Here is a 24967-nt window from a genome sequence, read left to right as displayed (position 1 = left end):
TATTCAAACTATCAGACTTCGCCGATGCCTTCCAAGTCCCTCGTTTCAGGTGGTGGCCGCCGCATCCAGACCCGGCGCTCCGACGTCCATGGCAACGGCGTTTTCGCCGTGCAGGATATCGCGGAGGGCGAAACGCTCATCGAATACAAGGGCGAGGTCATCACCTGGAAGGAAGCGCTCCGGCGCCATCCGCACGATCCGTCCCAGCCCAATCACACGTTCTACTTCCACATCGATGACGAGCGGGTGATCGACGGCGGCGTGAAGGGCAACGCGGCACGCTGGATCAACCATTCCTGCGACCCGAGTTGCGAAGCGGACGAGCAGGACGGCCGCGTCTTCATCAAGGCCCTGCGCAACATCGCGGCGGGCGAAGAACTCAGCTACGACTACGGCCTGATCATCGACGAACCCTACACCAAGAAGCTCAAGGCCGAATTCCCCTGCTGGTGCGGCTCAAAGAACTGCCGCGGTACTTTGCTCGCGCCCAAGGCCGACGACAAGAAGAGCAAGGGCAAGAAGAAGGACAGGCAAGCCAAAAGCGCCAGCAAGGGCAAGAAGGACGCAGTCGAAGCCCGCACTGAACCGAAGAAGAAGAAAAAGGACAAGGACAAGAGCGCCAATTCCCTGAAGTCCGGCAAGCGCTGAACATGGCCGCGCCCTGGTTCGAGGACGAGATCGTCAAGGCCCTGGCGCCGAAGCTGCCGGGGGTGAGCGTCGAGATCGTTTCCGAGATCGATTCGACGAGCAGCGAACTCATGCGGCGGGCGCGCGATGGCAACCACGCCCCTGTCTTCCTGGTGGCCGAGCGGCAGACCGCCGGTCGCGGCCGGCTGGGACGAGACTGGCAAAGCGCGCAGGATGCGCAGCAACCCGCATCCCTGACCTTCTCGCTCGGCCTGCCGCTCGCGCCGCGCGATTGGTCGGGGCTGTCGCTCGCGGTGGGCGTGAGCGTGGCGGAAAGCCTCGATCCCTCCAATGCCGCGGGATTGGGGCTCAAGTGGCCCAACGACCTCTGGGTCGGCGAGCACAAGCTCGGCGGCATCCTGATCGAAACCGCCCTCCTCCAGCCTGACGCGGCGGAGCGCTACCTCGTGATCGGCATCGGCATCAACATCGGCCCGCGAGAAGCCGCCGGCATGCGCACCCCACCGGCCTGGCTGCAGCAGTGGCGTCCGCAGGCGACGCCGGCGCAGGTGCTGCGCGAGATCGCGGTGCCGCTGGTGGAGAACGTGCAGCTTTTCGATGCGCGGGGCTTCATCCCCTTCGCGCCGCGCTTCGCCGCGCGCGACGTGCTGCGCGGACGCGAAGTGCGGCTCAGCGACGGCACCGAAGGCCGCTGCGAGGGCGTGGGCTGGGGCGGTGAACTGCTGGTACAGACGGCTTCCGGCATGAAGACGATCACCAGCGCCGAAGTCAGCGTGCGCCCTGCGCCTTCGACGTGACGATGCTTCGACTGCTGGTCGTTCTCCTCGTCGTCGCGAACCTCGGCTACTACGCATGGTCGCAAGGCGCGCTCGCGCTGTTCGGCACGCAGCCCGCGCGCTTCAGTGAGCGCGAACCGCAGCGCCTTCAGCAGCAGGTGCGTCCGCAGATGCTGGAGATCCGAAAGGTCGATCCCGGCAAGGTCTAGGGTGAACACGCCCAACGCCGCTCAGTGCGGCCTGCCGGCGCGGCGTTCGCCCTCGTTGCCGTCGAAGCGCAGGCTCACGAGCGTGCCCGGCGGATGCCGGCCCGGATGGGCGTCCTCCAGCCGCACCGTCGCGAAATGCTGGCGCGCGATCTCGCGCACGATCGGCAGTCCCAAGCCCGATCCGTCGGCCTCGTTGCCCAGTACCCGGTAGAACGGTTCGAACACGAGCTCGCGCTCGGCTTCGGGAATGCCGGGGCCGTTGTCTTCGACCTGCAGCACCACGATGCGGCCGAAGGGATCGGCCAGCACCCGCGCGGTGATCACGCCCGGCCGCTCCGGCGTCGACGGCGTGTAGTTGATCGCGTTGTCGACCAGGTTGCGCACCAGTTCCTTGAGCAGGGTCGGATTGCCGTCGATCGCCACGCCGGGTGCGCCGGGCTGGGCGCCTTCGTAGCCGAGGTCGATGCGCTTGTCGATCGCGCGCGGCACCGCCTCGCGCACCACCTCGATCGTGAGCCGCGCGATGTCGCAGGACTGCCGCCCGATGCTGCCGCCGTTGCCTTCCGCGCGGGCGAGCGAGAGGAGCTGGTTGACCGTGTGCGTCGCGCGCACGCTGGCTCGGCCGATCTGCTTGAGGGACTTCTTGAGTTCTTCCGCGTTCGCGCCTTCACGCTGCGCGAGGTCGGCCTGCATGCGCAGCCCCGCAAGCGGCGTCTTCAACTGATGCGCCGCATCCGCGAGGAAGCGCTTCTGCGTGCCGATCGAATCGTTGAGCTTGCGCAGCAGGTCGTTGACCGAGAGCACCAGCGGCACCACTTCGAGCGGCACCGAGGATTCGTCCAGCGGGCTCAGGTCGCCCGGCCGGCGCTCGCGGATGCGTGCTTCCACCACCGACAGCGGCTTGATGCCGCGCACGAGCGCCAGCCAGATCAGCAGCACCGCCAGCGGCAGGATCGCGAACTGCGGGAGCAGCACGCCCTTGATGATCTCCGTGGCCAGCACCGATTGCTTCTCGCGCGTCTCGGCCACCTGCAGCAGCGCCATCGGCGCCTCGGGGTTGATGCCGGCGATCCACAGCGACGCGATGCGCACTTGCTGCCCCTGAATCAGGCCGTTGCGCAGGTAGACCACACCGGGCATCGGCGGCTCGTCGGAACTGGGCGGCGGGACGTCAGGCTCGCCGCTGAGCAGTCCGCCGTGCTCGTCGAGCAACTGGTAGTACACGCGATCCGCCTCGTCGCCGCCGAGGATCTCGCGCGCCGGCTGCGGCAGCACGAACTGGATGCGGCCATGGTCCACGTCGACCAGCCGCGCGAGGGTCTGGATGTTGGATTCGAGCGCCCGGTCGAACGGCGCATTGGCGATGCCTTGCGCCACGAGCCACGTCACGCCGATGCTCACCGGCACCAGCAGCAAGAGCGGCGTGAGCATCCAGTCGAGGATCTCGCCGAACAGGGAGCGCTGGGCGCGCTGAAAAAGTTTCACCGGACGGTCACCAAGCCGGCGAGCGGCTCGTCACGAGGGGATCTTCTCGAGGCAATAGCCGAGGCCGCGCACGGTCGCGATGCGCACCGGGCCCTTTTCGATCTTCTTGCGCAGGCGGTGGATGTAGACCTCGATCGCGTTCAGGCTGACCTCTTCGCCCCATTCGCACAGGCGCTCGACGAGCTGGTCCTTGCTGACGAGGCGGCCGGCGCGCTGCAGCAGGACTTCGAGCAGGCCGAGTTCGCGCGCGGAGAGTTCGATCATCTTGCCGTCGATGGTCGCCACGCGACCGGCCTGGTCGTAGACCAGCGGACCATGCTTGATGGCATTGCTCGTGCCGCCCATGCCGCGGCGCGTGAGGGCACGCACGCGGGCTTCGAGTTCCTGCAGCGAGAAGGGCTTGGCCATGTAGTCGTCGGCGCCGTAGTCGAGACCCTTGACGCGCTCCTCCACGCTGTCCGCGGCGGTGAGCACGAGCACCGGCAGCTGCGAGCCGCGTGCACGCAGCCGCTTGAGGATTTCGAGGCCGTGCATGTTCGGCAGGCCGAGGTCGAGGATCAGCAGGTCGAATTCGCTGTTGGTCATCAGGGCCGCATCGGCCTGCGAGCCCGTCGCCACGTGATCGACCGCCGAGCCGGAGGTGCGCAGGCTGCGCAGCAGGGCGTCGGCCAGCACCTGATCGTCTTCCGCAATGAGTATTCGCATCCTGAGTTCGCCCCCAGCCTCGCCCACTTCGTGTGGCTCTGCACCCCCTTCCGGGGGCAACCCCAGCGGCCCGGCGGGGCCGGTTCCGCGGGGTTTCTGGGTTTCGTCGCGCCCAAATTTTAGGCTGCTGCGTAGGCTTCCAGGCCGATGGTTACTACGGTGGCGATCTCGTCGCCGACGCTCGCGCGGAACTCGGATTCGGCTTGGGCGACGGCGTTGCGGAAGGCTTCGAGCCATGCGAGGCCGTCGGCGGTGAACATCACGCGACGGGCGCGTGCATCGAGCGGATCGGGCTCGCGCGTGACGAGGCCCCAGGCCTCGCACTGGTCGACCAGCGTGCCCATCGCCTGCTTGGTCATGCCGGCGCGCTCGGCCAGTTCGGTCAGGCGCGAGCCATCGCGCGACAGGTGCCGCGTGATGTGAATGTGCGCCGCAGTGACCTGTGCGCGTGCCGCCAGGTTGGAAAGTGCCAGCGGCACGTCCGCGTCGTGCGCCATCAGGCTGAGCACCCGCTCGTCGAAGCGGCGCATGGCATGGCCCAGCAGCCGGCCCAGGTGGGTCTGGCGCCAGGCGTCGTGGTCTATGGAAGAGAGTTGATCGACCATGGTGATTTGATAGTAAATCAAACTGACCAAAAAACGAGCCAGCGCCAATCCATTGACCCCTACACTACTGTTCAAGCATCCAGCCTGTGATTAAGCGCAGCGGGATGAATCCAGCACAACCCATTGATATTCAAGGAGTTTTCACATGGACGCAGTCGTCAAGGGCGCAAGCCTCTCGGGCCCCAACAGCGAAAAGGCCAAGGCCCTTCAGGCGGCGCTGGCCCAGATCGAGAAGCAGTTCGGCAAGGGCACGATCATGCGTCTGGGCGAGGGCGAGGTGATCGAAGACATCCAGGTGGTCTCCACCGGTTCGCTGGGGCTCGACATCGCACTGGGCGTCGGCGGACTGCCGCGCGGCCGCGTGATCGAGATCTACGGACCGGAATCCTCGGGCAAGACCACGCTCACGCTGCAGGTCATCGCCGAGATGCAGCGCCAGGCCGGCACCTGCGCCTTCGTCGATGCCGAGCATGCGCTCGACGTGCAGTACGCGCAGAAGCTGGGCGTCAACCTGCCGGATCTGCTCATCAGCCAGCCCGACACCGGCGAGCAGGCGCTCGAGATCGTCGATTCGCTGGTGCGCTCCGGCGCGGTCGACCTGATCGTCGTCGACTCGGTCGCCGCGCTCACGCCCAAGGCCGAAATCGAGGGCGAAATGGGCGACTCGCTGCCCGGCCTGCAGGCCCGCCTCATGAGCCAGGCCCTGCGCAAGCTCACGGCCACGATCAAGAAGACCAACTGCATGGTCATCTTCATCAACCAGATCCGCATGAAGATCGGCGTGATGTTCGGCTCGCCCGAAACCACCACCGGTGGCAACGCGCTGAAGTTCTACGCCTCCGTGCGCCTGGACATCCGCCGCATCGGCACCATCAAGAAGGGCGACGAGGCGATCGGCAACGAGACCAAGGTCAAGGTGGTCAAGAACAAGGTGTCGCCACCCTTCAAGACGGCCGAATTCGACATCCTGTTCGGCGAAGGCATCAGCCGCGAGGGCGAGATCATCGACATGGGCGTCAACGCCAAGCTCATCGACAAGTCGGGCGCCTGGTATGCCTACAACGGCGAGAAGATCGGGCAGGGACGCGACAACGCGCGCGAATTCCTGCGCGAGAACCGCGAGCTCGCGCGCGAGATCGAGAACAAGGTTCGCGAATCGCTGGGCATTCCGCTCCTGGCCGAATCGGCGGCCGAGGCAGCACCCGAAAAGCCTGCGAAGGGTGACAAGTAAAAGGGAAGAGGGAAGGGCGGGCCCGTCGCTCAAGGGCCGCGCCCTGCGCCTGCTGAGCCAGCGCGAACACTCGCGCGCCGAGCTCGAGCGCAAGCTGCGCAAGTACGAGGAAGAGCCCGGCGCGCTGGCCCGGGCACTCGACGAGCTGGCGGCCAAGGACTTCATCAGCGAGGCGAGGGTGGTGCAGTCCGTGCTGCATCAGCGATCGGCCCGGCTCGGCGCCGCGCGTGTGCGCCAGGAGCTGCTGCACAAGGGCATCGCGCCCGAGGCGGTCTCCGAGGCGGTGGCCAGCCTGCAGGAGACGGAGCTGGAGCGTGCGCGCGACGTCTGGCGCCGACGCTTCGGCGCGCCGCCGCAGGACGCGACCGAGCGGGCGCGTCAGATGCGATTCATGATGGCCCGCGGCTTCGCGACCGGTGTGATCGCCAAAGTCCTGAAATACGACCCCGAAGACTAGGCCGGCGAAGCCCGGCCGTGCGCGAAACACCGCGGAACCGGCTTTGCCGGGCCGCCGGTGTTGCCCCCGGTAGGGGGTGGGCGGCTACACGAAGTGAGCAAGCCTGGGGGCGAGCTAAATCCCCAGCATGAGCCGCAGGTTCTGCACTGCGGCCCCGCTCGCGCCTTTGCCGAGGTTGTCGAGGCGGGCGATGACCACGGCATGCCGATGGTCCTCGTTCGGGAACACGCGGATCTCGAGCTGGTTGGTGTCGTTGAGCGCGAGCGCGTCCAGCTTGCCGTCCGCGGTCGGCGGCAGCACCTTCACGAACTGCTCGGGCGTGTTGCTCCTGGCGTAGTGCGCCGCGAGCGCGTCCTGGAGGTCACCGGCCTTCGGCCGATTGGGCAGGTCGTCGAGATGCAGCGGCAACTGGACCAGCATGCCTTGCTTGAAATTGCCGACAGAGGGGATGAACACCGGGCGGCGGGTGAGGCCCGTGTACTTCATGATCTCCGGGATGTGCTTGTGCTTGAGGCCGAGCGCGTAGGTCTCGAACAGCGGGGCTTCGCCCTTTTCGTACGCCTCGATCATCGTGCGTCCGCCGCCGGAATACCCGCTGACGGAGGGCAGGGCGATCGGGAAATCGCGCGGCAGCAGGCCGGCATCGACCAGGGGGCGCACGATCGCGATCGCACCGGTCGCATAGCAGCCGGGGTTCGCGACGCGGTCGGCTTTGGCGACGGCTTCCTTCTGTCCCGCCGCGAGTTCCGGGAAGCCGAACACCCAACCGTCGGCCACGCGGTGCGCCGTCGAGGCATCGATGATCTTCGGACGGCGGCCGGAAAGCTGATCGATGAGCGCCACCGATTCCCGGGCGGCATCGTCGTGCAGGCAGAGAACGACGAGATCCACGCCGGCCATCAGCTCGCGCTTGGCGGCGACATCCTTTCGCAGCTCGGGAGCGATGCTGACGAGTTCGACCTGCGGCATGTTCTGGAGCCGCTCGCGGATCTGCAGGCCGGTGGTGCCGGCTTCGCCGTCGATGAAGACCTTGGGCATGGTGGGGCCTCTGGAGAAAGTACGTATTGACCGCAAAGAAGGCTCTGCCGTGGTGCGGCGCACCATGATACAGTCCTTGGCTGTCCGCCGCCCCCGCCTTCGGCGCCGTGGCCTGTGGGCAACAGCCAATTCTCCCGTTCTCCAAACCCCGTTCCGAGAGACACCCTCATGAAGATTCACGAGTACCAAGGCAAGGAAATTCTTGCCAAGTTCGGCGTGCCTGTGCCGCGAGGCATTCCGGCGTACACAGTGCAGGAGGCGGTCGAAGCCGCCCAGAAGCTCGGCGGCCCCGTCTGGGTTGTCAAGGCGCAGATCCACGCAGGTGGTCGCGGCAAGGGTGGCGGCGTCAAGGTCGCCAAGACCATCGAGGACGTGAAGAAGCTGGCCGGCGAGATCCTCGGCATGCAGCTCAAGACTCACCAGACCGGCCCTGAAGGCCAGAAGGTCCGCCGCCTCTACATCGAAGACGGCGCCGACATCCAGAAGGAGTACTACGTCTCCGTCGTGACCGATCGCGCCACCCAGAAGGTCGCGGTCATCGCCTCCAGCGAAGGCGGCATGGACATCGAGGAAGTGGCGCACTCCACCCCCGAGAAGATCGTCACCGAGTTCGTCGACCCGCTCACCGGCCTCGGCGATGCGCAGGCCAAGAAGATCGCCGACGCCATCGGCATCCCGGCCGACTCCACCGCCCAAGCCGTGGACGTCTTCAAGAAGCTCTACACCTGCTACATGGAAACGGATGCCTCGCTGGTCGAGATCAATCCGCTCAACCGTGACAGCAAGGGCAACATCGTCGCGCTCGACGCCAAGTTCAACTTCGATAGCAACGCGCTGTTCCGCCACCCCGAGATCGTGGCGCTGCGCGACCTCGACGAAGAAGACCCGGCCGAAGTCGAAGCCAGCAAGTTCGACCTCGCCTACATCAGCCTCGACGGCAACATCGGCTGCCTGGTGAACGGCGCGGGCCTCGCGATGGCCACCATGGACACCATCAAGCTCTTCGGCGGCGAGCCGGCGAACTTCCTCGACGTGGGCGGCGGCGCCACCCCCGAGAAGGTCACCGAAGCCTTCAAGATCATGCTGAAGAACAAGAACGTGAAGGCCATCCTGGTCAACATCTTCGGCGGCATCATGAAGTGCGACACCATCGCCACCGGCGTGATCGCCGCGTGCAAGGCCGTGAACCTGCAAGTGCCGCTGGTCGTGCGCATGAAGGGCACCAACGAAGCCGAAGGCAAGCAGCTCCTGGCCGACTCCGGTCTGCCGATCATCAGCGCCGACACCATGGCGGAAGCGGCCCAGAAGGTCGTGGCAGCGGTCAAGTAAGGAACAGTCATGTCGATCTACATCAACAAAGACACCAAAGTCATCACGCAGGGCATCACCGGCAAGACCGGCCAGTTCCACACCGAGAAGTGCCAGGAATACGCGAACGGCAAGAACGCCTTCGTCGCCGGCGTGAATCCGAAGAAGGCCGGCGAGTCGATCTTCAACATCCCGATCTACGGCTCGGTCAAGGAAGCCGCCCAGCAGACCGGCGCAACCGTGTCGGTGATCTACGTGCCGCCACCCGGCGCCGCCGCCGCGATCTGGGAAGCCGTCGAGGCCGACCTCGACATGGCGATCTGCATCACCGAAGGCATTCCGGTTCGCGACATGCTCGAAGTGCGCAACAAGATGAAGGCCAAGGAAGCCGCCGGCGGCAAGAAGACGCTGCTGCTCGGCCCGAACTGCCCCGGCCTGATCACGCCCGACGAGATCAAGATCGGCATCATGCCCGGCCACATCCACCGCAAGGGCCGCATCGGCGTGGTCAGCCGCTCCGGCACGCTGACCTATGAAGCCGTGGCGCAGCTCACCGAGATCGGCCTCGGCCAGTCGAGCGCTGTCGGTATCGGCGGCGACCCGATCAACGGCCTGAAGCACATCGACGTGATGAAGGCCTTCAACGACGATCCCGACACCGACGCCGTCATCATGATCGGCGAAATCGGCGGCCCCGACGAAGCCGACGCCGCCCGCTGGTGCAAGGAAAACATGAAGAAGCCGGTCGTCGGCTTCATCGCAGGCGTCACGGCGCCTCCCGGCAAGCGCATGGGCCATGCCGGCGCGCTGATCTCCGGCGGCGCCGACACCGCGGACGCCAAGCTGGCGATCATGGAAGAGTGCGGCTTCACCGTCACGCGCAACTTCTCGGAACTGGCCAAGCGGCTCAAGGCGCTGATCTGAGTTTGCCGCTCGCGTTCTAACCACAAGAACGAAGGCGCCCGCAATCCAGGTTGCGGGCGCTTTTTTAATCAAACAACAGTGGGATAACGAGACATGGAATTTCTACAAACGACGGACTTCTGGATCGGACTGCTCAAGATCGTCTGGATCAACATCATCCTGTCCGGCGACAACGCCGTGGTGATCGCGATGGCAGCGCGTTCGCTGCCGCCGCATCAGCAACGCACGGCGGTGCTGTTCGGCTCCGGTGCCGCGGTGGTGCTGCGCATTGCGCTCACGGTTGTGGCGGCAAAGTTGTTGGCGCTTCCTTACTTGCAGATCGTCGGCGGCGCGCTGCTGCTCTGGATCGGGACGCAACTGCTCAGCGAAGAAGATGAGGGCGAGGGCGAAGACAAGGAATACGGCAGCATGTTGGCCGCCGTGCGCACTATTTTGCTGGCCGACCTCGTCATGAGTCTGGACAATGTGATCGCCGTCGCCGCGGCCGCCCAGGGCAGCATGGTGCTCCTCATCCTTGGGCTGGCGATCAGCATTCCGCTGGTGATTTTTGGCAGTACGCTCATGATCAAGCTTATGGAACGTTTCCCGATCATCGTCATGCTTGGCGCCGCCCTCATCGGCTGGGTCGGCGGCGAGACGATCGTGAGCGATACCATCCTGAGCGATGTCCTGGCAGCGAATCCGTGGCTCCACTATGCCGGGGCCGTGGCGGGTGCCGTCTTCGTGGTGTTGATCGGCCGCTGGCTGCAGAAGCGCGGCCAGGCCGGGAAGCTGGCCACCTGAACCACACCGTCCATACACCCATGTCGAACACGAGCGCGCCCGTATCCGTCGAAGCCGGCGCGCTGTCGTGGGATTTCGCCGCGCTCACGGACCCGGGCCGGGTACGCGCCAACAACGAAGACACCATTGCCTTCGATGCGTCCCTGGGGCTGGTTCTTCTGGCCGACGGCATGGGCGGCTACAACGGCGGCGAAGTGGCGAGCGGCATGGCGATCGCGCTTCTCCAGGCCAGCTTCGGACGGTGGCTGGCGCATGCGGGCCCGCACGCGCATCCCAAGGCGATCCGGCGCGCCCTGCAGGCGGGCACCGATGAGGCCAATGCGGCGATCCTCGAAGCGGGCATCGCCAATGTGCAGCTCCAGGGCATGGGGACCACCCTCGTGCTGGCGACCTTCGGCCAGCAGCGGGTCATCGTCGGCCACATCGGCGATTCCCGTTGCTATCGCCTGCGCGGCGAAAAGCTCGAGTTGCTCACGCGCGACCATTCGCTGCTCCAGGAGCAGCTCGATGCGGGCGCCATCACACCGGAGCAGGCGGTCCAGTCCCCGCATCGCAACCTCGTGACGCGGGCGCTTGGCATCGAGCGGCAGGTCGAGCTCGAAATGCATGAACACAGCGTTCGGCCCGGCGATCTCTTTCTGCTATGTTCGGACGGCTTGAGCGAGATGGTTCCGGACGCGCAGCTTTTCACACTTTTGTTACAGAATATCGCGCTCCCGGAAAAAGCAACACTTTTGGTTGCAGCTGCGAATGAAAATGGGGGCAGGGACAATATTTCAGTTGTCCTGGCCCGGGCATGTGGAGCAGGAGTGCCCGAGACACCCGCATAGACGAGGAACACAAAAAGGGCCGGTGTGAACAAAAAAAGGATATCCAGGAGTCGGCCATGCCGAAATTGATCGTTTCGATCGACGGGGTCGTCATCAAGGAAGTGACGCTCGCCAAGGACCGCACCACGCTGGGACGGCGCCCGTACAACGACATCGTTGTCGACAACCTCGCCATCAGCGGCGAGCATGCCGTGCTGCACATGATCGGCGGCGATGTCTACCTGGAAGATCTAAACAGCACCAACGGCACCTACGTCAACGGACGACCGATCAAGAAGCAGGCGCTTGAGCAGAACGACGTCATCGAGGTCGGCAAGTACAAGGTGCGCTATGTGGCGGGTTCCGGCGCCGCAGATGCATCCGTCGCGACGCGTGCGGTCGTCCCGCCGGCGCCCTCTGGACCGATTCCCCTCTCATCCGCGCCCACGGTGCAGGCCCCACTTGGCGGCGGAACTGCAGGCGTCGCGGTCATTCGTGTTCTCTCAGGCAGTGGGGCGGGGCGCGAACTGTCGTTGCAGAAGGTCGTGACGACCATCGGCAAGCCCGGCGTGGCCGTGGCGGCAGTCACCCGCCGCCTGCATGGTTACGTGGTCGCGCCGATCGACGGCGGCACGGCGCTCAATGGCGAACCGCTCGGCAGTGAGGCCGTTGCGCTGCAGGATGGCGACGTGCTCGAACTCGGCGGCACGCGGATGCAGTTCGTCGTCAGCTGACCGTTCGCTGGGGCCCGTCACGCCCGAGAGCTCGCCGCAATGAGTGCGCTGCGCCAGCACTGGGCGCGGATCGCCATCACGCTGGTGCCCGTCGTGTTCGCCCTGGCGCACGCGGGCGGCTTGTGGCAATCGACTTTCCTGGACGCTCTCGATCACTTCATCTACGACACGCGCCTGCGCGCCACGATGCCGCGGACGCTCGATCCGCGCATCGTGATCGTCGACATCGACGACGCGAGCTTGCAGCAAATGGGGCAGTGGCCCTGGCGCCGTGACCAGTTGGCAAAGCTCACAACCGAAGTGATCGACCGCCAACAAGCCGCGGTGCTTGGCTTTGACGTGCTGTTCGTCGAGCCCGACTCATTTTCCGCGCACGACTTTCTGCCGCACCTGGAGGAGGGTCCGTTCGCCGGGCAACCTCAAGCTGTGGAGGCCATCAGGCGTTTCGCGCCGAAGGTGGATCCGGATGCCGTTCTTGCCGGCGCGCTTATCGGGCGCCCCGTCGCCCTCGGCTTCTACTTCACCCGGACCAAGGTGTCGCAGGCGAGGGGGCAACTCCCGGCACCGGTCTTGCCGCCCGACAGCTTTCCAGATGGTCGTCACTATGCGACGCGATGGAACGGGTTCGTCGGAAGCATTCCGGAGCTGGCCGAGCGCGCTCCGGCAGGAGGCTTTCTCAATGTGCTGCTCGATGCCGATCAGGACGGTGTCGTGCGCTCCGTGCCGCTCATTGCGCGCTACGTCGGGCAGGTCGGACAGCCCGGCTATTACGAGTCTCTCGCACTTGCCGTGTTCCGCACGGCCACGGATTCCCGGGCGCTGGTGCCGATCTTCGCGCCGGGCGGCGGGGGCGGCGCACCGCCAATGGAATCGCTCGCGCTCTCGAACAGCGCCAGGCAGCTTCGCGTGCCGCTGGACGCCAGTGCCAGCATCCTGGTTCCTTATCGCGGCCCCGGCGGTGCAAGCGGAGGATCGTTTCGGCACATCCCGGCTGCCGACGTGATCCACGGAGCGCTGGCGCCCGGCGAACTCAAGGGCAAGATCGTGCTGGTGGGATCCAGCGCGCCGGGGCTGGAGGATCTCCGCTCCACGCCGGCGGGCGCGGCCTTTCCGGGCGTCGAAGTGCATGCCAACATCATTTCCGGTCTGCTCGACGGCCGGCTCCATGGCGTTCCCGACTATGCCGTGGGCTACGAATCAATCGTCCTGATCATTGCCGGCCTCGTGCTGGCGTTCGGACTTTCGCTCGGTACGGTGCAGCGTGCGGTGGCGATCGCCGTGCTCACCGTCGCGGTCGTGATCGGCATCAACAGCTTGCTCTTCATGCGGGCCAACCTGGTGCTGCCCCTGGGCGCGACGCTGGCCATGATCGGTGCGGCCTTCGTCCTCAACATGAGCTGGGGTTACCTGGTCGAGGCCCGCGCGAGCCGGCGTCTGGCCAGCCTGTTCGGCACCTACGTGCCTCGCGAACTGGTCGCCGAAATGCAGGTCGATCCCGCCCGCTACAGCATGCGGGCAGAGAGCCGGGAACTCACCGTGATGTTCTGCGACATGCGCGGATTCACCCGGATGGCCGAGCACATGGCGCCGCTGGACCTGCAGGATTTCCTGAACGATGTCTTCAGCCGTCTGACCGAGGTCATCAGCGCGCATCGCGGAACGGTCGACAAATACATCGGTGACTGCGTCATGGCGTTCTGGGGCGCGCCAGTGGACACCCCGAACCATGCCGAGCTGGCGGTGCGGGCGGCGATCGACATGGTCGCGGCGGTCCGGGAGCTGAACGAAGTCCATCGCCGAACCGGCCGGCCGCAGATCAGCGTCGGCATCGGCCTGAATTCCGGCGTCATGAGCGTCGGCGACATGGGTTCCGCCATCCGCCGCAGCTACACGGTCGTCGGCGACGCGGTCAATCTCGCCTCCAGGATCGAGGGTCTCGGGGTGCATTACGGCGTCGAAATCGTCGCCACGGAAGCGACGCAAATGCTCGCGCCGTCGATCGGCTGGCAGGAACTCGATTGCGTCAGGGTCCAGGGCAAGCTCAACGCGGTGCGGATCTTCACGCCAGTCGATGCAGCACGTGCGCCGACCGCGGAGGGCCAGGAGGCGCTCGAACGCTGGAACGCCGTGATTTCGGCCTACCGCGCCCAGGATTGGCAGCGCGGCCAAGCTATGCTTGCGCCCCTGCTTGCCATGGATGCCAAAAAAGTCCTTTACCAGCTGTACGAACAGCGATTAGCCTCAATGGCGTTGCAGCCAAAAGACCCGGATTGGGACGGTGCGACCCGGTTCGAATCGAAATAACAGCCGACGAGCTGAAAGGTCAAGGTCTAGCGAAATGCAGGTGCGTGTATTGGGGTGCTCCGGCGCCATCGCCAAGGACTGCCGCACGACTTCATTCCTGGTCGATAGCGACCTGCTGGTCGACGCTGGCACCGGCGTCGGCGACCTCACCCTCGACGAGATGGCCGGGATCGACGACGTGGTGCTCACGCATTCACATCTCGACCACGTCGCAGCCCTGCCGCTGATGCTGGACGCCATCGCCAGCCGCCGCACGCAACCACTGCGGGTGCATGCGCTTCGCGCCACCATCGAGGCCTTGCGGGCCCATGTCTTCAACAACGTCATCTGGCCCGATTTCGCGAGCATTCCGAGCCGCGAGGCGCCGTTCGTGAGCTTCCACGATCTGGTGATCGGGCAACAGCTGCAGCTGGGCAGCAGCGCGCTCAAGAACATCGAAGTACTGCCGGCGGTTCATACCGTGCCCGCCTGCGGCTTCGCCGTGCGCCCGGCCCAGGGCGGGCCCCACTGGATCTTCAGCGGGGATACCGAGCGCAACGCGCCGTTCTGGGATCGCGTGAACCAGCTCGATGTCGGCATGCTCGTGATCGAGACTGCGTTCAGCAACCGCGAAAAGGTGCTGGCGCAGCGCAGCCTGCACCTGTCGCCATGTGCCTTGGCCGGCGAGTTGGCGCAGATCGCCCCAGGCAAGGACTTTCCGATCTACATCACCCATACGAAGCCCGCGGAAACCGGCGAGATCATGAGCCAGATCGAGGAGCTCACCAAAGGCACGTGCCCGGACGGCAACCGGGGCTGGGATATTCGGTGGCTTCAGGCCGCTGGCACGTTCGAAATCTGACCAGCTTTGGCAGGAGTGACAAAAAACGTCACCTCTTGTTCGGTCTTCGCAACAAGGTTTGTCACACGTTGTAACCAGAACGAGAACAAGTTCCTCCCGACTGGGGCTTCAGACGACGGTGGCGCGCATGGCATGGATGCTGCGGTTACTTCAGCGCACCGGGGGCTCTCCTCGGGGTCCCTAGCAACCAACCAGGAGTAGTGAAATGAACCGTCGTTCCATCGCACGCCGCGCACAAGCCGGCTTCACCCTTATCGAATTGATGATCGTTGTGGCGATCATTGGTATCTTGGCCGCCGTCGCCCTGCCGGCCTATCAGGACTACACCGTCCGCGCCAAGGTATCGGAGATGGTCCTGGCCGCCTCGTCCTGCCGCACCTCGGTCACCGAGATGTACCAAAGCGCATCGCAGGCCGACATCAGCGCCAGCCTCCCCAACGCCTGCTCGACGACCGCTAGCAAGTACGTCAAGAAACTTGCGGTCGACGCCAACGGGGTTATTACCGTTCAAGGCGACGCTGCCACGCTGGGCGGTTCGGTGGTGGCTAACAAGGACTCCATCTCGCTGACGCCGTACATTGATGCAGCTCAGGCGACGGCCATGGACGGAACGAAAGATGGCGGGAAAGTCATTGCAGCTTGGAAGTGCCTGACGGATGCCACGAATCCCTTGGACAACCGCTACCTGCCGGGCTCCTGCAAGTAATCGAGCTGGCAGCACACACCAAGAGCCGCCCGAGGGCGGCTTTTTCGTTTCAAGTCCCCAAGTCGCCGAACCCAGTTGTCTCTATCAGCCGGCGCGGAATGGCTCGCGCCTATCGAGGGAACAGCGAGCGCACCTTTCCAATGGCGCTCGAGTGTCCAAATTCGCCCGAAGCGGCGATGCGCTCCGTGACCTCAAGCAATCCCTTGATGAGGCTGAACGCCGCGAACGGCAGCCTGTCGGCGTAGGTTCGGTGATGTCCATGTGTGTGTCTTCCGGCGTCGCCGTGGAGTTGATGATGCCGCGCAGTTCGCCGCGGGCTTTTAGGATCCTTCGGCTCATCGATCACCATCTCGCCTCGCTCGGACCGGTTCACAAATCAGGTCGCCTGCCCCGTCAATGCTGATCGCTCACAGGCGTGTTGTCGACACAACCTCCACCCGCACCCGAGACTTCACCGCCTTTCCATCGAGCTGGCCCGGTGAGAACTTGGTACCCATAAAGGCTTCGCGTGCGGCTTCCTCAAGAGCTTCCGGCAGTCTGGCTCATCCCCTTGGATGCGCTGGACCTTGCCATCCTCGTCGATGAACAGCGCAAGAACGCCCGTGAGCCGGGTGGCTTCCGTCACCCCAGGTGGCGCGCTGACGATGACGGGTCCCTGAACAACGGGGACGACCGAGAGTTGGGAGTGGGGAATGTATTCACCTTCTTGTTCGGCTGCATATCGCGCAACCGCCAGGACATCTGGCGAGCCGGATGTTTCCGGTGTTATCGCACTCTGGTCAGACGAGGCCTCGTGCGCCGGCCCGAGAGACGCCCCGGATCGTTCGACCGGCGGTTTTGTCTTGCGGCTGACAAGGTCTGCCGTCGCGGCGGCATCGGGCGCAGGCACCAATGTCTCCGGAGCCTGAGTCGCATTTCGAGACACCGGCGTTTGGACAAGCCTGGCGTGGAGCGTTCCGGCCGAGCCCGCGTAAGCGACCGGGACTTGCGCCCGTCCGGAGGAAGGCAGCCCGAGATCGATCAACAGCAGATGGATCGCAAGGGATGCCGCCGCGCACACCGGCAATGCGTGCCTCAATTCGCGTGCGCGCGCTCCCTCATTCCAGCGGACGCCCCAGGGTGCCGCAACTGCTCCGGTCGTCGACGCTTCAATCCGACAGTTCGCGCCACGAAGTCCGATGCGCGCTACCGGTCCCCGTCGTCGGCTTGTTCGGCGGCGTCTTCGTTCCCAGACTGCCGTCGCTTCCCTGCACGATGACGCGGACGTTGCCGTTCGTGTCCTTCACCCAGCTCAGACCGACGATCAGCGCGTTGGCGCTGAACTGCTGGCCAACAGGGTTGTTGGTGATCACGCCGCCATTGGCCACGTTGAGGAAGTACAGCCATGACGAGCCCCCCGACGAGCAGGCATCGCCGGTCGGGATCGCCGACGAGACGACGAGGGAATTGAACTGCAGCCCCATGTTCGTCGCCACGCGCTCGCCGGTGTGCGGCATATCAACCCACCAGCCGCCCTTCGTCGCCCAGTCCACTGAGTTGTTCGATACCGAGGCACTGACCGCAGTCGCGGCAGCCCCGTCCAGCGTGAAGGTCTGCTTCACGAAATCGGCCGTGTCGGCGCGGACGTCGCCCCAGGACGTCGCCGTCAGCGGATCCTTGACGGCATAGACAGACTGCTGCGTCGTATCCGTGATGTCCGTGACGCCTAGGTAGCGGCCCGTCCCGACCACGACCACCGGCTTGCCGGAGACCTGCGCCAGTTCCGGCTTGGTGGTGATGGGTTGCGTCGTCGTCGTGTTGACCTGGAACTTGGCGAGCTTCTGGGCGGCCTGGTTGGGCGCCACGAGCTTGTCGATGTCGAACCGCCACAAATTGCCCTGGAGGTCGCCGCCGTAGTAGCGCTTCGCCGTGTTATCCGAGGTGCTGTCGATCCAGGCGTTGATCTTCGCCAGGCCGCTCGGATCGCTGCTGCTGCCGACACCCGTCGAAATATCGAACAGCTTGGCGCCGGTGTTGGCATTGAGCACATAGAGGTGCCCCTGCCCATCGCCGCTCGTGTTGTTGTAGCCCGAGGTGAAGGCCACCACCCATGTTCCGTCGGCACGCTTGGTGATGATCGGATTGCCATAGGTCAGGCCCATGTTCGCGTCGGTGAACTCCCACAGGGTCGCCGGGTTGTTCGGATCGGTGATGTCGAGCGCGTAGTAGCTGCGGCCGCCGGAGTTGAGTCCGGCCACGAGGATGGTCTTCCAGTTGTTGCCGACCTTGATGTCGCCCATGACCGGTGCACCGTCGGTGAGGTACTGGTGCTTGTTCGCGTAGTTCGCATCGGCCAGCTTGTAGAGGTTGGGCATCACCGCGGTGGGGATGTAGGCCCAGAGTTCTGTGCCGCCCGAAGAGGTTGCGTCGGCCTGGAAGGCGTGCAGCATGCCGTCGTTGGCCGCCACATAGACGACATTCATGCGGGTGCTCTGCGCCGTCACGAAGTCCGCGTAGCCCGCATCCCCGTACTTGAACGGCGGCTTGCCCACGTGCACCGGGGCTCCGTTGATGATGTCACCGAGGACATGATCCCGCTTTCTGAAGAGCGCCGCGGACGTGGTGCTGATGCCCGTGGAAGAAGTCGTGACCACGGTCTCGTAGGTCCGGTCCCCCTTCAGGTAGTTGACGAGGTTGGAGCCGGTATTGGCAAGCGCCTTGTCGGCGGTGTTGAGCGTTGAGCACTGCGATGCCACGACGGACTGGGAACACAGGTTGTCGAAATACGCCTTCTGGGCCGTGCTCAGGTTGCCGTAGGTGAAGGCCTGAAGTCCGCCGGTCCCGGCGAAGTAGATCTTGCGGCTCGACACCCCCATGGCGTCGAGCTTGGCCTGCGCAGACCAGCTTGGCGTCGTCGTGATCGTTGCATCGGCGGCGTTGAGCGGATAGGCCTTCAGGTCGCCCGTCCACGACACCGTGGTGTAGCTGGCGCCATAGACCTGGTTGTTGTTGCCCGCGACGAGTTCGAGCGAACTGGTCGACGCCGCAGACGCGGAGCCGGCGACCTGCTGCACGCTGTTGATCACGCCGTTGATCGCGTCGGCCAGCAGCCCCGCATTGAGCGCCGAATAGTACTGGCCGCGGCCGTTGACGGCGGCGTGCCAGAGGTCGTCGACGTTGGTGGCGTTTCCGCCGTTCGAGGTTTCTGCTGGCGCCGGCCAGTTCAGCGCACCGCTCTTCAGGTCCGCGAAAGCCCCGACGGTCTGCGTCAGGTAGTTGCGGTCGTAGGGCAGGGTTCCGCTCACGCCCAACCCGATGGTGAACGTGTTCATGTGCTGCTTGGTGTTGGTGTCGCCGCCGGCGGGGCGAACGATGTCGGAGCAGACGTTCTCGCCGGAGGAGCCTGACGTGCAATTGTTGAGCGAGGCGTCCCGCAGGTCGGTGGTGTAGTAGTACTCGGCGACGTCCGCAAGCGTGTTGGATGCGCCGCCTGAAGTAGAAGGCGTCTGGCTCGTGCTCGAGGTGACCACGGAAGAGACCTGGGGCGATGTGTAGGTGTAGGTCAATCCGGGAGACCAACTGCCATCCACGTGCGTAGAGCCGACGCTCGGCAGGTTGATGGGGCCCTTGTCGCAGGAGACGGAGGTAGTCTCTGCCGAATAGGCGTTCGCGGGAGGCTCGATCGGATCGCTCGTGGTGGGGCTGGTCGTGCCCGATTTGTTGGTGTCGGTGATCGCGACCGTTGCAGGGTTGTTGGGATCGTTGGCCCAGTTGCCAATCGTGGGTGTGGATTGGGTCGTGGAAGTCACGACACCATTCGTCGTCACGACGGTGACGGTGTAGGAGGAAGTGCCGACCTGCGGCGTGGTGAACTGTTGTGTCTGCGTTTCGGTCGCGGTTCTTTGCTTGACGGTGACCAGGTAGTAGTTCTTCTTGGTGCAGTTGGCTGTCGTCGTGCCGCCATTGTTCTGAGTGCCCGGGCCAGTACTCGTCGCGCTGGTGATCTTCGTCCAGTTGATGGTTCGCGACTGCTGGTTGGAGACCTCGCTCCGCGTAGCCGGCGACGAATAGGTCGTCACTTTGGTGAGGATGTTGACCGTCTCGTCCAGCATAGGGCGATCTTCGGCGCCGTCCTGATTGCCGACATAGGTCGAGTTGTCGAGTTTGTACGGCCCGAACTTCGGCGAGCTCGTGCTCTCCAGGCCGGTGTTCCAGTAGCCGTCGGTCGACAGCAGTGCATAGTTGCGCTGGCAGGAATACTGAACCGGATCGTAGGTCTGTCCGGATACCTTGTTCGCGTAGTAGCGCCCGGCTTTCGAGAGCGCGCCGCGCAGTGGCGTGTTGCCGCTCGGGGTCGCGGCGTACAGGCTGGTGTAGAAGTTCGTCTTCTGCGTCGCGTCGAAATCCTTGACGTCCCGGAAGTTGTTGGTGCCGTCCACTGCGGACTTGTCGCTGATCGTGCTGAACCCGACGCGATAGCTCGAGTCGAGTGCCGCGATCGCGCGCCCCATGGCGGTTCGCATCAGCAGGTAGCGCTTGCGGTAGTACGAATACCAGTTGGCGTAGTTCTGGGCCTCGGCGGCGGATCCGCTGGTCAACGTGACTTTCGAGAACACCGTACTGGAGCTTCCGGCCGAGGTGTTGCACTCCTGGTAGAAAGTCGTGTTCAGAGGACCATTGCTGTCATAGGTCCAGCCCATCTTCGGTTGCTTGGTCCCGTTGTTGCCGTTGTAGACGTAGTAGTAGCTGTTGGTGAGGTCCTTGGTGGTGCTCGACGACGAGAACCCGTCGTCCTTCGCGGCGATGAAACTTGCGTTGGGAAAAGAGGTTCCGTCGGCGTTGAGCGGCGGCGAGTAGGTCAGCGTCGGGTCGTACGCGACTCCGTTGCATTGGGCCGAGTAGTAGCCGTAGGTGCTGGTGCCGTTCATGTCGTCCGGCATGTAGGCCGAACCCATGCTGCCCGAGTTGTCCAGGATGAACAGCAGGTTGGGTTTGGCCTGCACGTTGGGACGCGTCGCCAGCGGCTGGTTCGACAGGTCGGTCTCTCCGGCCTGGGCCCACGGAGCCCATGACGCCATCAGGAGCGCGGACACCAGCGTCAGCCTCGCGCAAGGGGCGAGGTGCCTTCGCTGCGCGAGGGCCAGGGGAGCTATTGAAGTGGTCTTCATGGCAGTGGGTTCCTCTCTCCGTGGGCGCAGGTTGGCGCTCCCTCGTCAGAAATGCACGATCGTTTCGGTGAAGCTGGTCGTGTTGCGCGCACCCTGCACGCGGACCAGGACCCGGTAGTAAGCAGTGATTGCCGAGCAGTCCAGCGACTGATTGGCGTAGTCCTGTGCCCCCTTGGCCCCGCACGAGTCCGAGGTCGTGGCCCTTTGCGCACAGTTGATGGTCTTGTCCGTCGTGAAGTCCCCGGCCTTCGAGCACAGCCTGAAGATGACGTACCGCGCGGCGTTGCCGTTGATCGTGCCGGCGCTCGCCGTCTGGATGGCGCATCCGTTGTAGCTGCCGTCCAGTGTGCTCTTGCAATTGTTGCCGTCCCAGTCGATGAGTTGGCGGTTGGCCGTGGTGGCGAGTTGCTGCCCCGTCGCGTCGACTGGTGGCTTCACGGTGACACCATCCGACGCGAATTCCTGCGTGCTGGCGTAGTAGCCGTTGGCGGACATGTCGGTGTTCAACGTGGTGCTGTTCACGGTCAGCCAATTGATGGCCTGCCTTGCAGCCTGGTCCGCAGCGGCTGTCGCGTCCTGCTTGAAGCCGATGTTGCCCAGCAAGAGCGCGCTGGTGTCGACGGAGCGGACCAGCGCCAGCGTCGCGAGCGAAAGAGCGACCAGGGCGAGCAGCGCGAACAGCAGTGACACGCCGCGCTCGCTGCGTCGACTCGATGAAACGGGTGGATTCGGCAGGTTCATGGTGCTTGATCAGGAGTTCCAGAGCACGTTCCGCAGCGGGACAATCGTGTCGTAGACCTTGTAGCGGTAGTGCTGCCAATCGGTGAGCTGGTCCACCTTGAGCGCGATGCACTTGCTGGTGCCGTGGCACGTGGCCGTGCCGGCGATCGTGGCTGTGGAACCGACATCCCACTGCGGTGAATTCGTGGCCGTGGTGACGATGTCCTTCTCGTACTCCGCGCTGCGGGCCACCACGGCGATGCGGATGGCCACCACCCTGCGCCAGTCGGCATTGGTCAGCGGCGTCACGTTGTCATAGGTATCGACGATGACGTTGCCGCTGGGATCGACAGTCCCTTTTCCGTAGAGCGCCTGCAGATTCACGATCTGCGGATAGAGGTCCTGCGGCGAGGTCAGGCCATTGACAAGCGAGAGATCCTCGACCTGCAGCGTCTCGGCGTTGTTGGTCGTATTGATGGAATACGTCCGCGAGACGAACGACCCCATGTTCAGCAGGTAGTCGCCCTTTTGGTAACCGGCGGCGGGAAGCACGCTGTTCTGGTTCCATTTGCTGCTGCTGGTCAGTACGTGCGGAACCACGGTCGCGCTCAGCGTGGTGGTCACGTCGGAGGTGTCGTTCGTGACGCTGAACAGGCTGCACCAGTGGGTCGCGTCCTGCGCTGCAGGCACTGCGATCATCCAGGTTCCGGCCGTCGTGCCGAAGGAGGCATTGACCGAGAAGTGGTTGTCGGTGCTGGTATGGGCGCCCGCGAGTGCGACGGGAATGGAGAACCCGGTCGAGCGCCCGCGCAGGATGGTGATCTTGTCGGATGCGCCGTTCGCGCCGTCCTCGATGACGACGGGCGCCAGCGTGAAAGTGAATGCCGCATTGGTGTCGAACTGCGCCTTCACGGGGCAGCCCAATGCGTCCAGGCTCTGCGTCGCGCCGTAGCCCGCCATCTGGATTTCCCGCTGCAGCGTGTAGAGCGCCATGGCGCCGTTCACCTGCGCGTCGCTGCCCATGGACACCGAACGCTTCTTGCCCTCGGCGAGAACCAGGACCTGTGCGATCACCAGGACCGTCAACATGCCGAGCACGAGGCCGACCATGAGTTCCACCAGCGTGAATCCGCTCTGGCCGGCGCGTGTGAGGATGGACTTGCGCATATCGATCAGCCCCCGGGTTGTGCCACGGTGGTGTGGGTCACGTACTGGTGCGACTCGCCGCCCGGTACGGCCCAGGTGATGGTGACCGCCACGTCTCCGGTCGTTGCATCGACCGTGACGGCGCCGGTGCCGGCGGGCAGGCTGTTGCTCACCTTCGTCTGCCATTCCTTGCACATGGGCTTGGAGGCGCACCCCGAGCCGTTGTAGCTCGCCATGTTCGTCAGGTCGGCCCACATGCGGCCGACGATATCGTTGGCGAGCAGCGAAGCATCGGCGCGGAACTTGGCGTTGGTCTGCGCATGCGTCATCGCGGTCTGCAGGCCGACCAGGCCGATCACCCCGAGCATGAAGATGAGCATCGCGACCAGGACTTCGATCATCGCGACGCCGCGCACGCGACCGCCGGAAGACGCGCGCTGCCTTCTTCGGTTCAGGTTTCGGGTGTGCATCTTCATTCCTCGCTTCAGCACTTGCGCGGATCGGTGTTGTCGGAGACGCGGGGGTCGCACATGCGAACCAGCCCGGCCGAGGAGAGGACGAGCCGCAGATCCAAGCTGTTCTTGGTGCCCTTGACGTCGATCTTGCGGATGGAGTCGGCGTTGGCAACACGGCCGAATCCGTCGAACGTGACGGTCGTAGCGGCGGTGGTGCCGTCGGATTGCAAGGCGGCAACGCTGACGCTGCCACCCGCGTCACCAACGGCGCGGCCCGTGACGATCATGGGCGAGGAGGTCGTCGACGGTTCGTCGGCGCAGTGGCCAACCGGTGAATTCACGCTCACCACCCAGGAGCCGCTGACACTCGACAACGTGCAGTCGTTGCTCAGGACGCTGGGGTTGCTTGGCGCCACGAGCCAGAACGAAACGTTCTGATTGCGGCGCACCGCCTCCCCGCGGGCGATCTGAAGTCCGTTCTGAAGGGTGTCGGCGACGTTGCGTATGCGCGCGTTGCCCATCCAACTCGCGACATTCGGTGCCGCGACGGCGAGGATCATCGCCAGCACAGCGACGGTGACGACGATTTCAACGAGCGTGAAGCCGCGTTGGCGCATGATCTTTTCGCCCGTGGTCAGCAGGTGGTTGATTTGGTGAGCCAGCAACTCACGCCGCTCACGGTCGTGCCCTTGAACTTCGTGGTGGCGCGATCACCGTTCTGGTTGATCGTGTACACGTTACCCAGCGCCTGGCCGGCGCTGCCCGTTGCAGTGACGGTGTAGGTCTGTTGCGTCGTGTCGCCCGTGCCGGTGTTGGTGGCGCAGCTGAAATTGAAGTACTTCGCACTGCTCGGGGCGAAGCTGTTCCACGTGTTCGCCGTCGAATCCGATGCGCAGGCCGTGCTGGAACCGTAGTTCCGGTTGTCCTGGTAGTACTGCTCCATCTTCGCCCGGTAATCGGACAGGAACCCGAAGGCTTCCTGGACTTGACCGCGCCGGATGTAGTCGTTGTATGCCGGCAGCGCCACGGCCGCCAGGATGCCGATGATCGCCACCACGATCATCACTTCGATCAACGTGAAGCCCCGGGCGTCAACGCGTCCGGCGGCGGTGCGTGAGCAGAGCTGTTTTTTCACGGTGCGGGCTTTCGGGTTGCGGGAGCAACCTGCGGAAAATCAGATGTTTCTGATTGTGTTGCCCGCCTTTTGGTGGGAATGCACCGCTGATCAGCGGCCGGCCACCGTCCGTCTTTTTTGGCCGTTGGCAGGCCAACTCCCGCACGCTTGCGTGAAATGTCTTGTTTGGGAGAGAGATGTGGTTGCGGCGGCTGGGAATGGCCTGCCAACGGCCGCCAAGGGGTATGGGCTGGGCCGGGCGCCGTCTCCCGAAGACAGAGGCGATGAGATGGTGCCGGGCGGTGTGTTTAGCGCCCCGCCACCCAACTCCCCGACTTGCCCCCATGCTTCTCCAGCACGCGAACGTCCGTGATCGTCATCCCCCGGTCCACCGCCTTGCACATGTCGTAGACGGTCAACAGCGCCACCTGGACCGCGGTCAGCGCCTCCATCTCGACCCCGGTCGGCCCCACCGTCTCGACCGTCGCGGTGCAGGTGACTTGCGGTACGGGGCCGTCCGCCAGCGCAAAGTCGACCGCGACCCGGGTCAATGCAAGCGGGTGGCACAGCGGAATCAGGTCGCTGGTCTTCTTGGCCGCCTGGATGCCGGCGATGCGAGCGACGCCGAGCACGTCGCCCTTTTTCGCCGTGCCGGATTCGATCAGCGCCAGCGTCGCGGCCTGCATCTCGATGCGGCCGGTCGCCACTGCCACGCGGTGGCTGGCCGGCTTGGCGGCCACGTCGACCATGTGGGCCCGACCCTGGGCATCGAAATGGGTGAGTGTGCTCATTGTGAACGTTCCGCTGACTGCCGCATCATAC

The 24967-nt window shown here is 64.7% G+C and carries 24 protein-coding genes; 13 read left to right on the top strand and 11 right to left on the bottom strand.

Translation table 11 applies throughout. The annotated features are described in order from the left end of the window. The first annotated feature begins 24 nt into the window (after positions 1–24). The 3 genes from WKW77_RS13230 to WKW77_RS13220 are packed head-to-tail and all read left to right on the top strand — an operon-like array spanning position 25 to position 1633. Positions 25–648, top strand: a complete 624-nt coding sequence (locus WKW77_RS13230) for an SET domain-containing protein (RefSeq protein WP_340357304.1) — start codon at positions 25–27, stop codon at positions 646–648. A gap of 2 nt (positions 649–650) precedes the next feature. Continuing rightward, positions 651–1445, top strand: a complete 795-nt coding sequence (locus WKW77_RS13225) for a biotin--[acetyl-CoA-carboxylase] ligase (RefSeq protein WP_340357303.1) — start codon at positions 651–653, stop codon at positions 1443–1445. A gap of 2 nt (positions 1446–1447) precedes the next feature. Continuing rightward, positions 1448–1633, top strand: coding sequence for a sporulation protein (locus WKW77_RS13220; RefSeq protein WP_340357302.1), 186 nt, complete (start codon positions 1448–1450; stop codon positions 1631–1633). 21 nt (positions 1634–1654) lie between these two features. On the opposite strand, the gene WKW77_RS13215 is transcribed toward WKW77_RS13220, so the two are convergent. The 3 genes from WKW77_RS13215 to WKW77_RS13205 form a co-directional block, all read right to left on the bottom strand. Then, positions 1655–3118, bottom strand: a complete 1464-nt coding sequence (locus WKW77_RS13215; RefSeq protein ID WP_340357301.1) for a sensor histidine kinase — start codon at positions 3116–3118, stop codon at positions 1655–1657. Positions 3119–3148: 30 nt separating this feature from the next. Continuing rightward, a complete protein-coding gene (locus WKW77_RS13210) occupies positions 3149–3823 on the bottom strand; it encodes a response regulator (RefSeq protein WP_093165483.1) in 675 nt (224 codons plus the stop codon). Positions 3824–3942: 119 nt separating this feature from the next. Further along, complete coding sequence (locus tag WKW77_RS13205) at positions 3943–4428, bottom strand: MarR family winged helix-turn-helix transcriptional regulator (RefSeq protein WP_340357300.1); 486 nt, start codon at positions 4426–4428, stop codon at positions 3943–3945. A 145-nt stretch (positions 4429–4573) separates the two neighbouring features. Here WKW77_RS13205 and recA point away from each other — a divergent pair, with 145 nt between their 5' ends. Together recA and recX are read left to right on the top strand one after the other, a co-directional pair. Then, complete coding sequence (gene recA / locus WKW77_RS13200; protein WP_340357299.1) at positions 4574–5659, top strand: recombinase RecA; 1086 nt, start codon at positions 4574–4576, stop codon at positions 5657–5659. Further along, complete coding sequence (gene recX, locus WKW77_RS13195) at positions 5649–6116, top strand: recombination regulator RecX (protein WP_340357298.1); 468 nt, start codon at positions 5649–5651, stop codon at positions 6114–6116. Before recA ends, recX begins: the two co-directional genes overlap by 11 nt. Positions 6117–6230: 114 nt before the next feature. Here the strand turns inward: recX and argC are convergent, their stop codons facing one another. Beyond that, positions 6231–7154, bottom strand: a complete 924-nt coding sequence (gene argC / locus WKW77_RS13190) for an N-acetyl-gamma-glutamyl-phosphate reductase (protein WP_340357297.1) — start codon at positions 7152–7154, stop codon at positions 6231–6233. A 168-nt stretch (positions 7155–7322) separates the two neighbouring features. Here argC and sucC point away from each other — a divergent pair, with 168 nt between their 5' ends. From sucC to WKW77_RS13150, 8 genes are all read left to right on the top strand, one after another. Further along, a complete protein-coding gene (sucC, locus tag WKW77_RS13185) occupies positions 7323–8483 on the top strand; it encodes an ADP-forming succinate--CoA ligase subunit beta (RefSeq protein WP_340357296.1) in 1161 nt (386 codons plus the stop codon). Positions 8484–8492: 9 nt separating this feature from the next. Beyond that, positions 8493–9386, top strand: coding sequence for a succinate--CoA ligase subunit alpha (sucD, locus tag WKW77_RS13180; RefSeq protein WP_184530810.1), 894 nt, complete (start codon positions 8493–8495; stop codon positions 9384–9386). Between the two features lie 93 nt (positions 9387–9479). After that, the gene (locus tag WKW77_RS13175; RefSeq protein ID WP_340357295.1) at positions 9480–10169 is read left to right on the top strand and encodes a TerC family protein; all 690 of its coding nucleotides are present in this window, start codon (positions 9480–9482) and stop codon (positions 10167–10169) included. A 20-nt stretch (positions 10170–10189) separates the two neighbouring features. Beyond that, positions 10190–10999: a Stp1/IreP family PP2C-type Ser/Thr phosphatase gene (locus tag WKW77_RS13170; protein WP_340357294.1), complete on the top strand. Its 810-nt coding sequence runs from the start codon at positions 10190–10192 to the stop codon at positions 10997–10999. Positions 11000–11055: 56 nt separating this feature from the next. Next, positions 11056–11712, top strand: coding sequence for an FHA domain-containing protein (locus tag WKW77_RS13165; protein ID WP_093165467.1), 657 nt, complete (start codon positions 11056–11058; stop codon positions 11710–11712). Between the two features lie 39 nt (positions 11713–11751). Next, entirely contained in the window at positions 11752–14016 is a 2265-nt protein-coding gene (locus tag WKW77_RS13160) for a CHASE2 domain-containing protein (RefSeq protein WP_340357293.1), read from the top strand. Positions 14017–14050: 34 nt separating this feature from the next. Then, positions 14051–14857 (top strand): 3',5'-cyclic-nucleotide phosphodiesterase, encoded by an 807-nt coding sequence (locus WKW77_RS13155; protein ID WP_340357292.1) that lies wholly within the window; start codon positions 14051–14053, stop codon positions 14855–14857. A gap of 205 nt (positions 14858–15062) precedes the next feature. Then, positions 15063–15563 (top strand): pilin, encoded by a 501-nt coding sequence (locus WKW77_RS13150; protein WP_340357291.1) that lies wholly within the window; start codon positions 15063–15065, stop codon positions 15561–15563. Between the two features lie 1148 nt (positions 15564–16711). Here the strand turns inward: WKW77_RS13150 and WKW77_RS13145 are convergent. From WKW77_RS13145 to moaC, 7 genes are all read right to left on the bottom strand, one after another. Then, complete coding sequence (locus WKW77_RS13145) at positions 16712–20710, bottom strand: pilus assembly protein (protein ID WP_340357290.1); 3999 nt, start codon at positions 20708–20710, stop codon at positions 16712–16714. 45 nt (positions 20711–20755) lie between these two features. Then, positions 20756–21451 (bottom strand): pilus assembly protein PilX, encoded by a 696-nt coding sequence (locus tag WKW77_RS13140; RefSeq protein WP_340357289.1) that lies wholly within the window; start codon positions 21449–21451, stop codon positions 20756–20758. 9 nt (positions 21452–21460) lie between these two features. After that, complete coding sequence (locus WKW77_RS13135; RefSeq protein WP_340357288.1) at positions 21461–22597, bottom strand: PilW family protein; 1137 nt, start codon at positions 22595–22597, stop codon at positions 21461–21463. A 5-nt stretch (positions 22598–22602) separates the two neighbouring features. After that, positions 22603–23052, bottom strand: coding sequence for a type IV pilus modification protein PilV (gene pilV / locus WKW77_RS13130; RefSeq protein WP_340357287.1), 450 nt, complete (start codon positions 23050–23052; stop codon positions 22603–22605). Positions 23053–23060: 8 nt separating this feature from the next. Continuing rightward, complete coding sequence (locus WKW77_RS13125; protein WP_340357286.1) at positions 23061–23696, bottom strand: GspH/FimT family pseudopilin; 636 nt, start codon at positions 23694–23696, stop codon at positions 23061–23063. Further along, complete coding sequence (locus tag WKW77_RS13120; RefSeq protein WP_340357285.1) at positions 23666–24166, bottom strand: type IV pilin protein; 501 nt, start codon at positions 24164–24166, stop codon at positions 23666–23668. Before WKW77_RS13120 ends, WKW77_RS13125 begins: the two co-directional genes overlap by 31 nt. 287 nt (positions 24167–24453) lie before the next feature. After that, positions 24454–24936: a cyclic pyranopterin monophosphate synthase MoaC gene (moaC, locus tag WKW77_RS13115; RefSeq protein WP_340357284.1), complete on the bottom strand. Its 483-nt coding sequence runs from the start codon at positions 24934–24936 to the stop codon at positions 24454–24456. Positions 24937–24967: the final 31 nt, after the last annotated feature.

Source organism: Variovorax ureilyticus (assembly GCF_037889935.1).
Lineage (GTDB): Bacteria > Pseudomonadota > Gammaproteobacteria > Burkholderiales > Burkholderiaceae_C > Variovorax > Variovorax ureilyticus.
The sequence above is the reverse complement of the archived record's forward strand: the minus strand, read 5'-3'. Positions and strand labels throughout refer to the sequence as shown.

Coding starts and splice junctions, on each gene's coding strand:
- WKW77_RS13230 (WP_340357304.1), top strand. CDS start 25: ATGCCTTCCAAGTCCCTCGTTTCAGGTGGTGGCCGCCGCATCCAGACC.
- WKW77_RS13165 (WP_093165467.1), top strand. CDS start 11,056: ATGCCGAAATTGATCGTTTCGATCGACGGGGTCGTCATCAAGGAAGTG.
- WKW77_RS13205 (WP_340357300.1), bottom strand. CDS start 4,428: ATGGTCGATCAACTCTCTTCCATAGACCACGACGCCTGGCGCCAGACC.
- WKW77_RS13160 (WP_340357293.1), top strand. CDS start 11,752: ATGAGTGCGCTGCGCCAGCACTGGGCGCGGATCGCCATCACGCTGGTG.
- argC (WP_340357297.1), bottom strand. CDS start 7,154: ATGCCCAAGGTCTTCATCGACGGCGAAGCCGGCACCACCGGCCTGCAG.
- WKW77_RS13225 (WP_340357303.1), top strand. CDS start 651: ATGGCCGCGCCCTGGTTCGAGGACGAGATCGTCAAGGCCCTGGCGCCG.
- WKW77_RS13155 (WP_340357292.1), top strand. CDS start 14,051: ATGCAGGTGCGTGTATTGGGGTGCTCCGGCGCCATCGCCAAGGACTGC.
- WKW77_RS13170 (WP_340357294.1), top strand. CDS start 10,190: ATGTCGAACACGAGCGCGCCCGTATCCGTCGAAGCCGGCGCGCTGTCG.
- WKW77_RS13145 (WP_340357290.1), bottom strand. CDS start 20,710: ATGAAGACCACTTCAATAGCTCCCCTGGCCCTCGCGCAGCGAAGGCAC.
- sucD (WP_184530810.1), top strand. CDS start 8,493: ATGTCGATCTACATCAACAAAGACACCAAAGTCATCACGCAGGGCATC.
- recA (WP_340357299.1), top strand. CDS start 4,574: ATGGACGCAGTCGTCAAGGGCGCAAGCCTCTCGGGCCCCAACAGCGAA.
- WKW77_RS13210 (WP_093165483.1), bottom strand. CDS start 3,823: ATGCGAATACTCATTGCGGAAGACGATCAGGTGCTGGCCGACGCCCTG.
- WKW77_RS13175 (WP_340357295.1), top strand. CDS start 9,480: ATGGAATTTCTACAAACGACGGACTTCTGGATCGGACTGCTCAAGATC.
- WKW77_RS13140 (WP_340357289.1), bottom strand. CDS start 21,451: ATGAACCTGCCGAATCCACCCGTTTCATCGAGTCGACGCAGCGAGCGC.
- WKW77_RS13135 (WP_340357288.1), bottom strand. CDS start 22,597: ATGCGCAAGTCCATCCTCACACGCGCCGGCCAGAGCGGATTCACGCTG.
- WKW77_RS13150 (WP_340357291.1), top strand. CDS start 15,063: ATGAACCGTCGTTCCATCGCACGCCGCGCACAAGCCGGCTTCACCCTT.
- pilV (WP_340357287.1), bottom strand. CDS start 23,052: ATGAAGATGCACACCCGAAACCTGAACCGAAGAAGGCAGCGCGCGTCT.
- sucC (WP_340357296.1), top strand. CDS start 7,323: ATGAAGATTCACGAGTACCAAGGCAAGGAAATTCTTGCCAAGTTCGGC.
- WKW77_RS13220 (WP_340357302.1), top strand. CDS start 1,448: ATGCTTCGACTGCTGGTCGTTCTCCTCGTCGTCGCGAACCTCGGCTAC.
- moaC (WP_340357284.1), bottom strand. CDS start 24,936: ATGAGCACACTCACCCATTTCGATGCCCAGGGTCGGGCCCACATGGTC.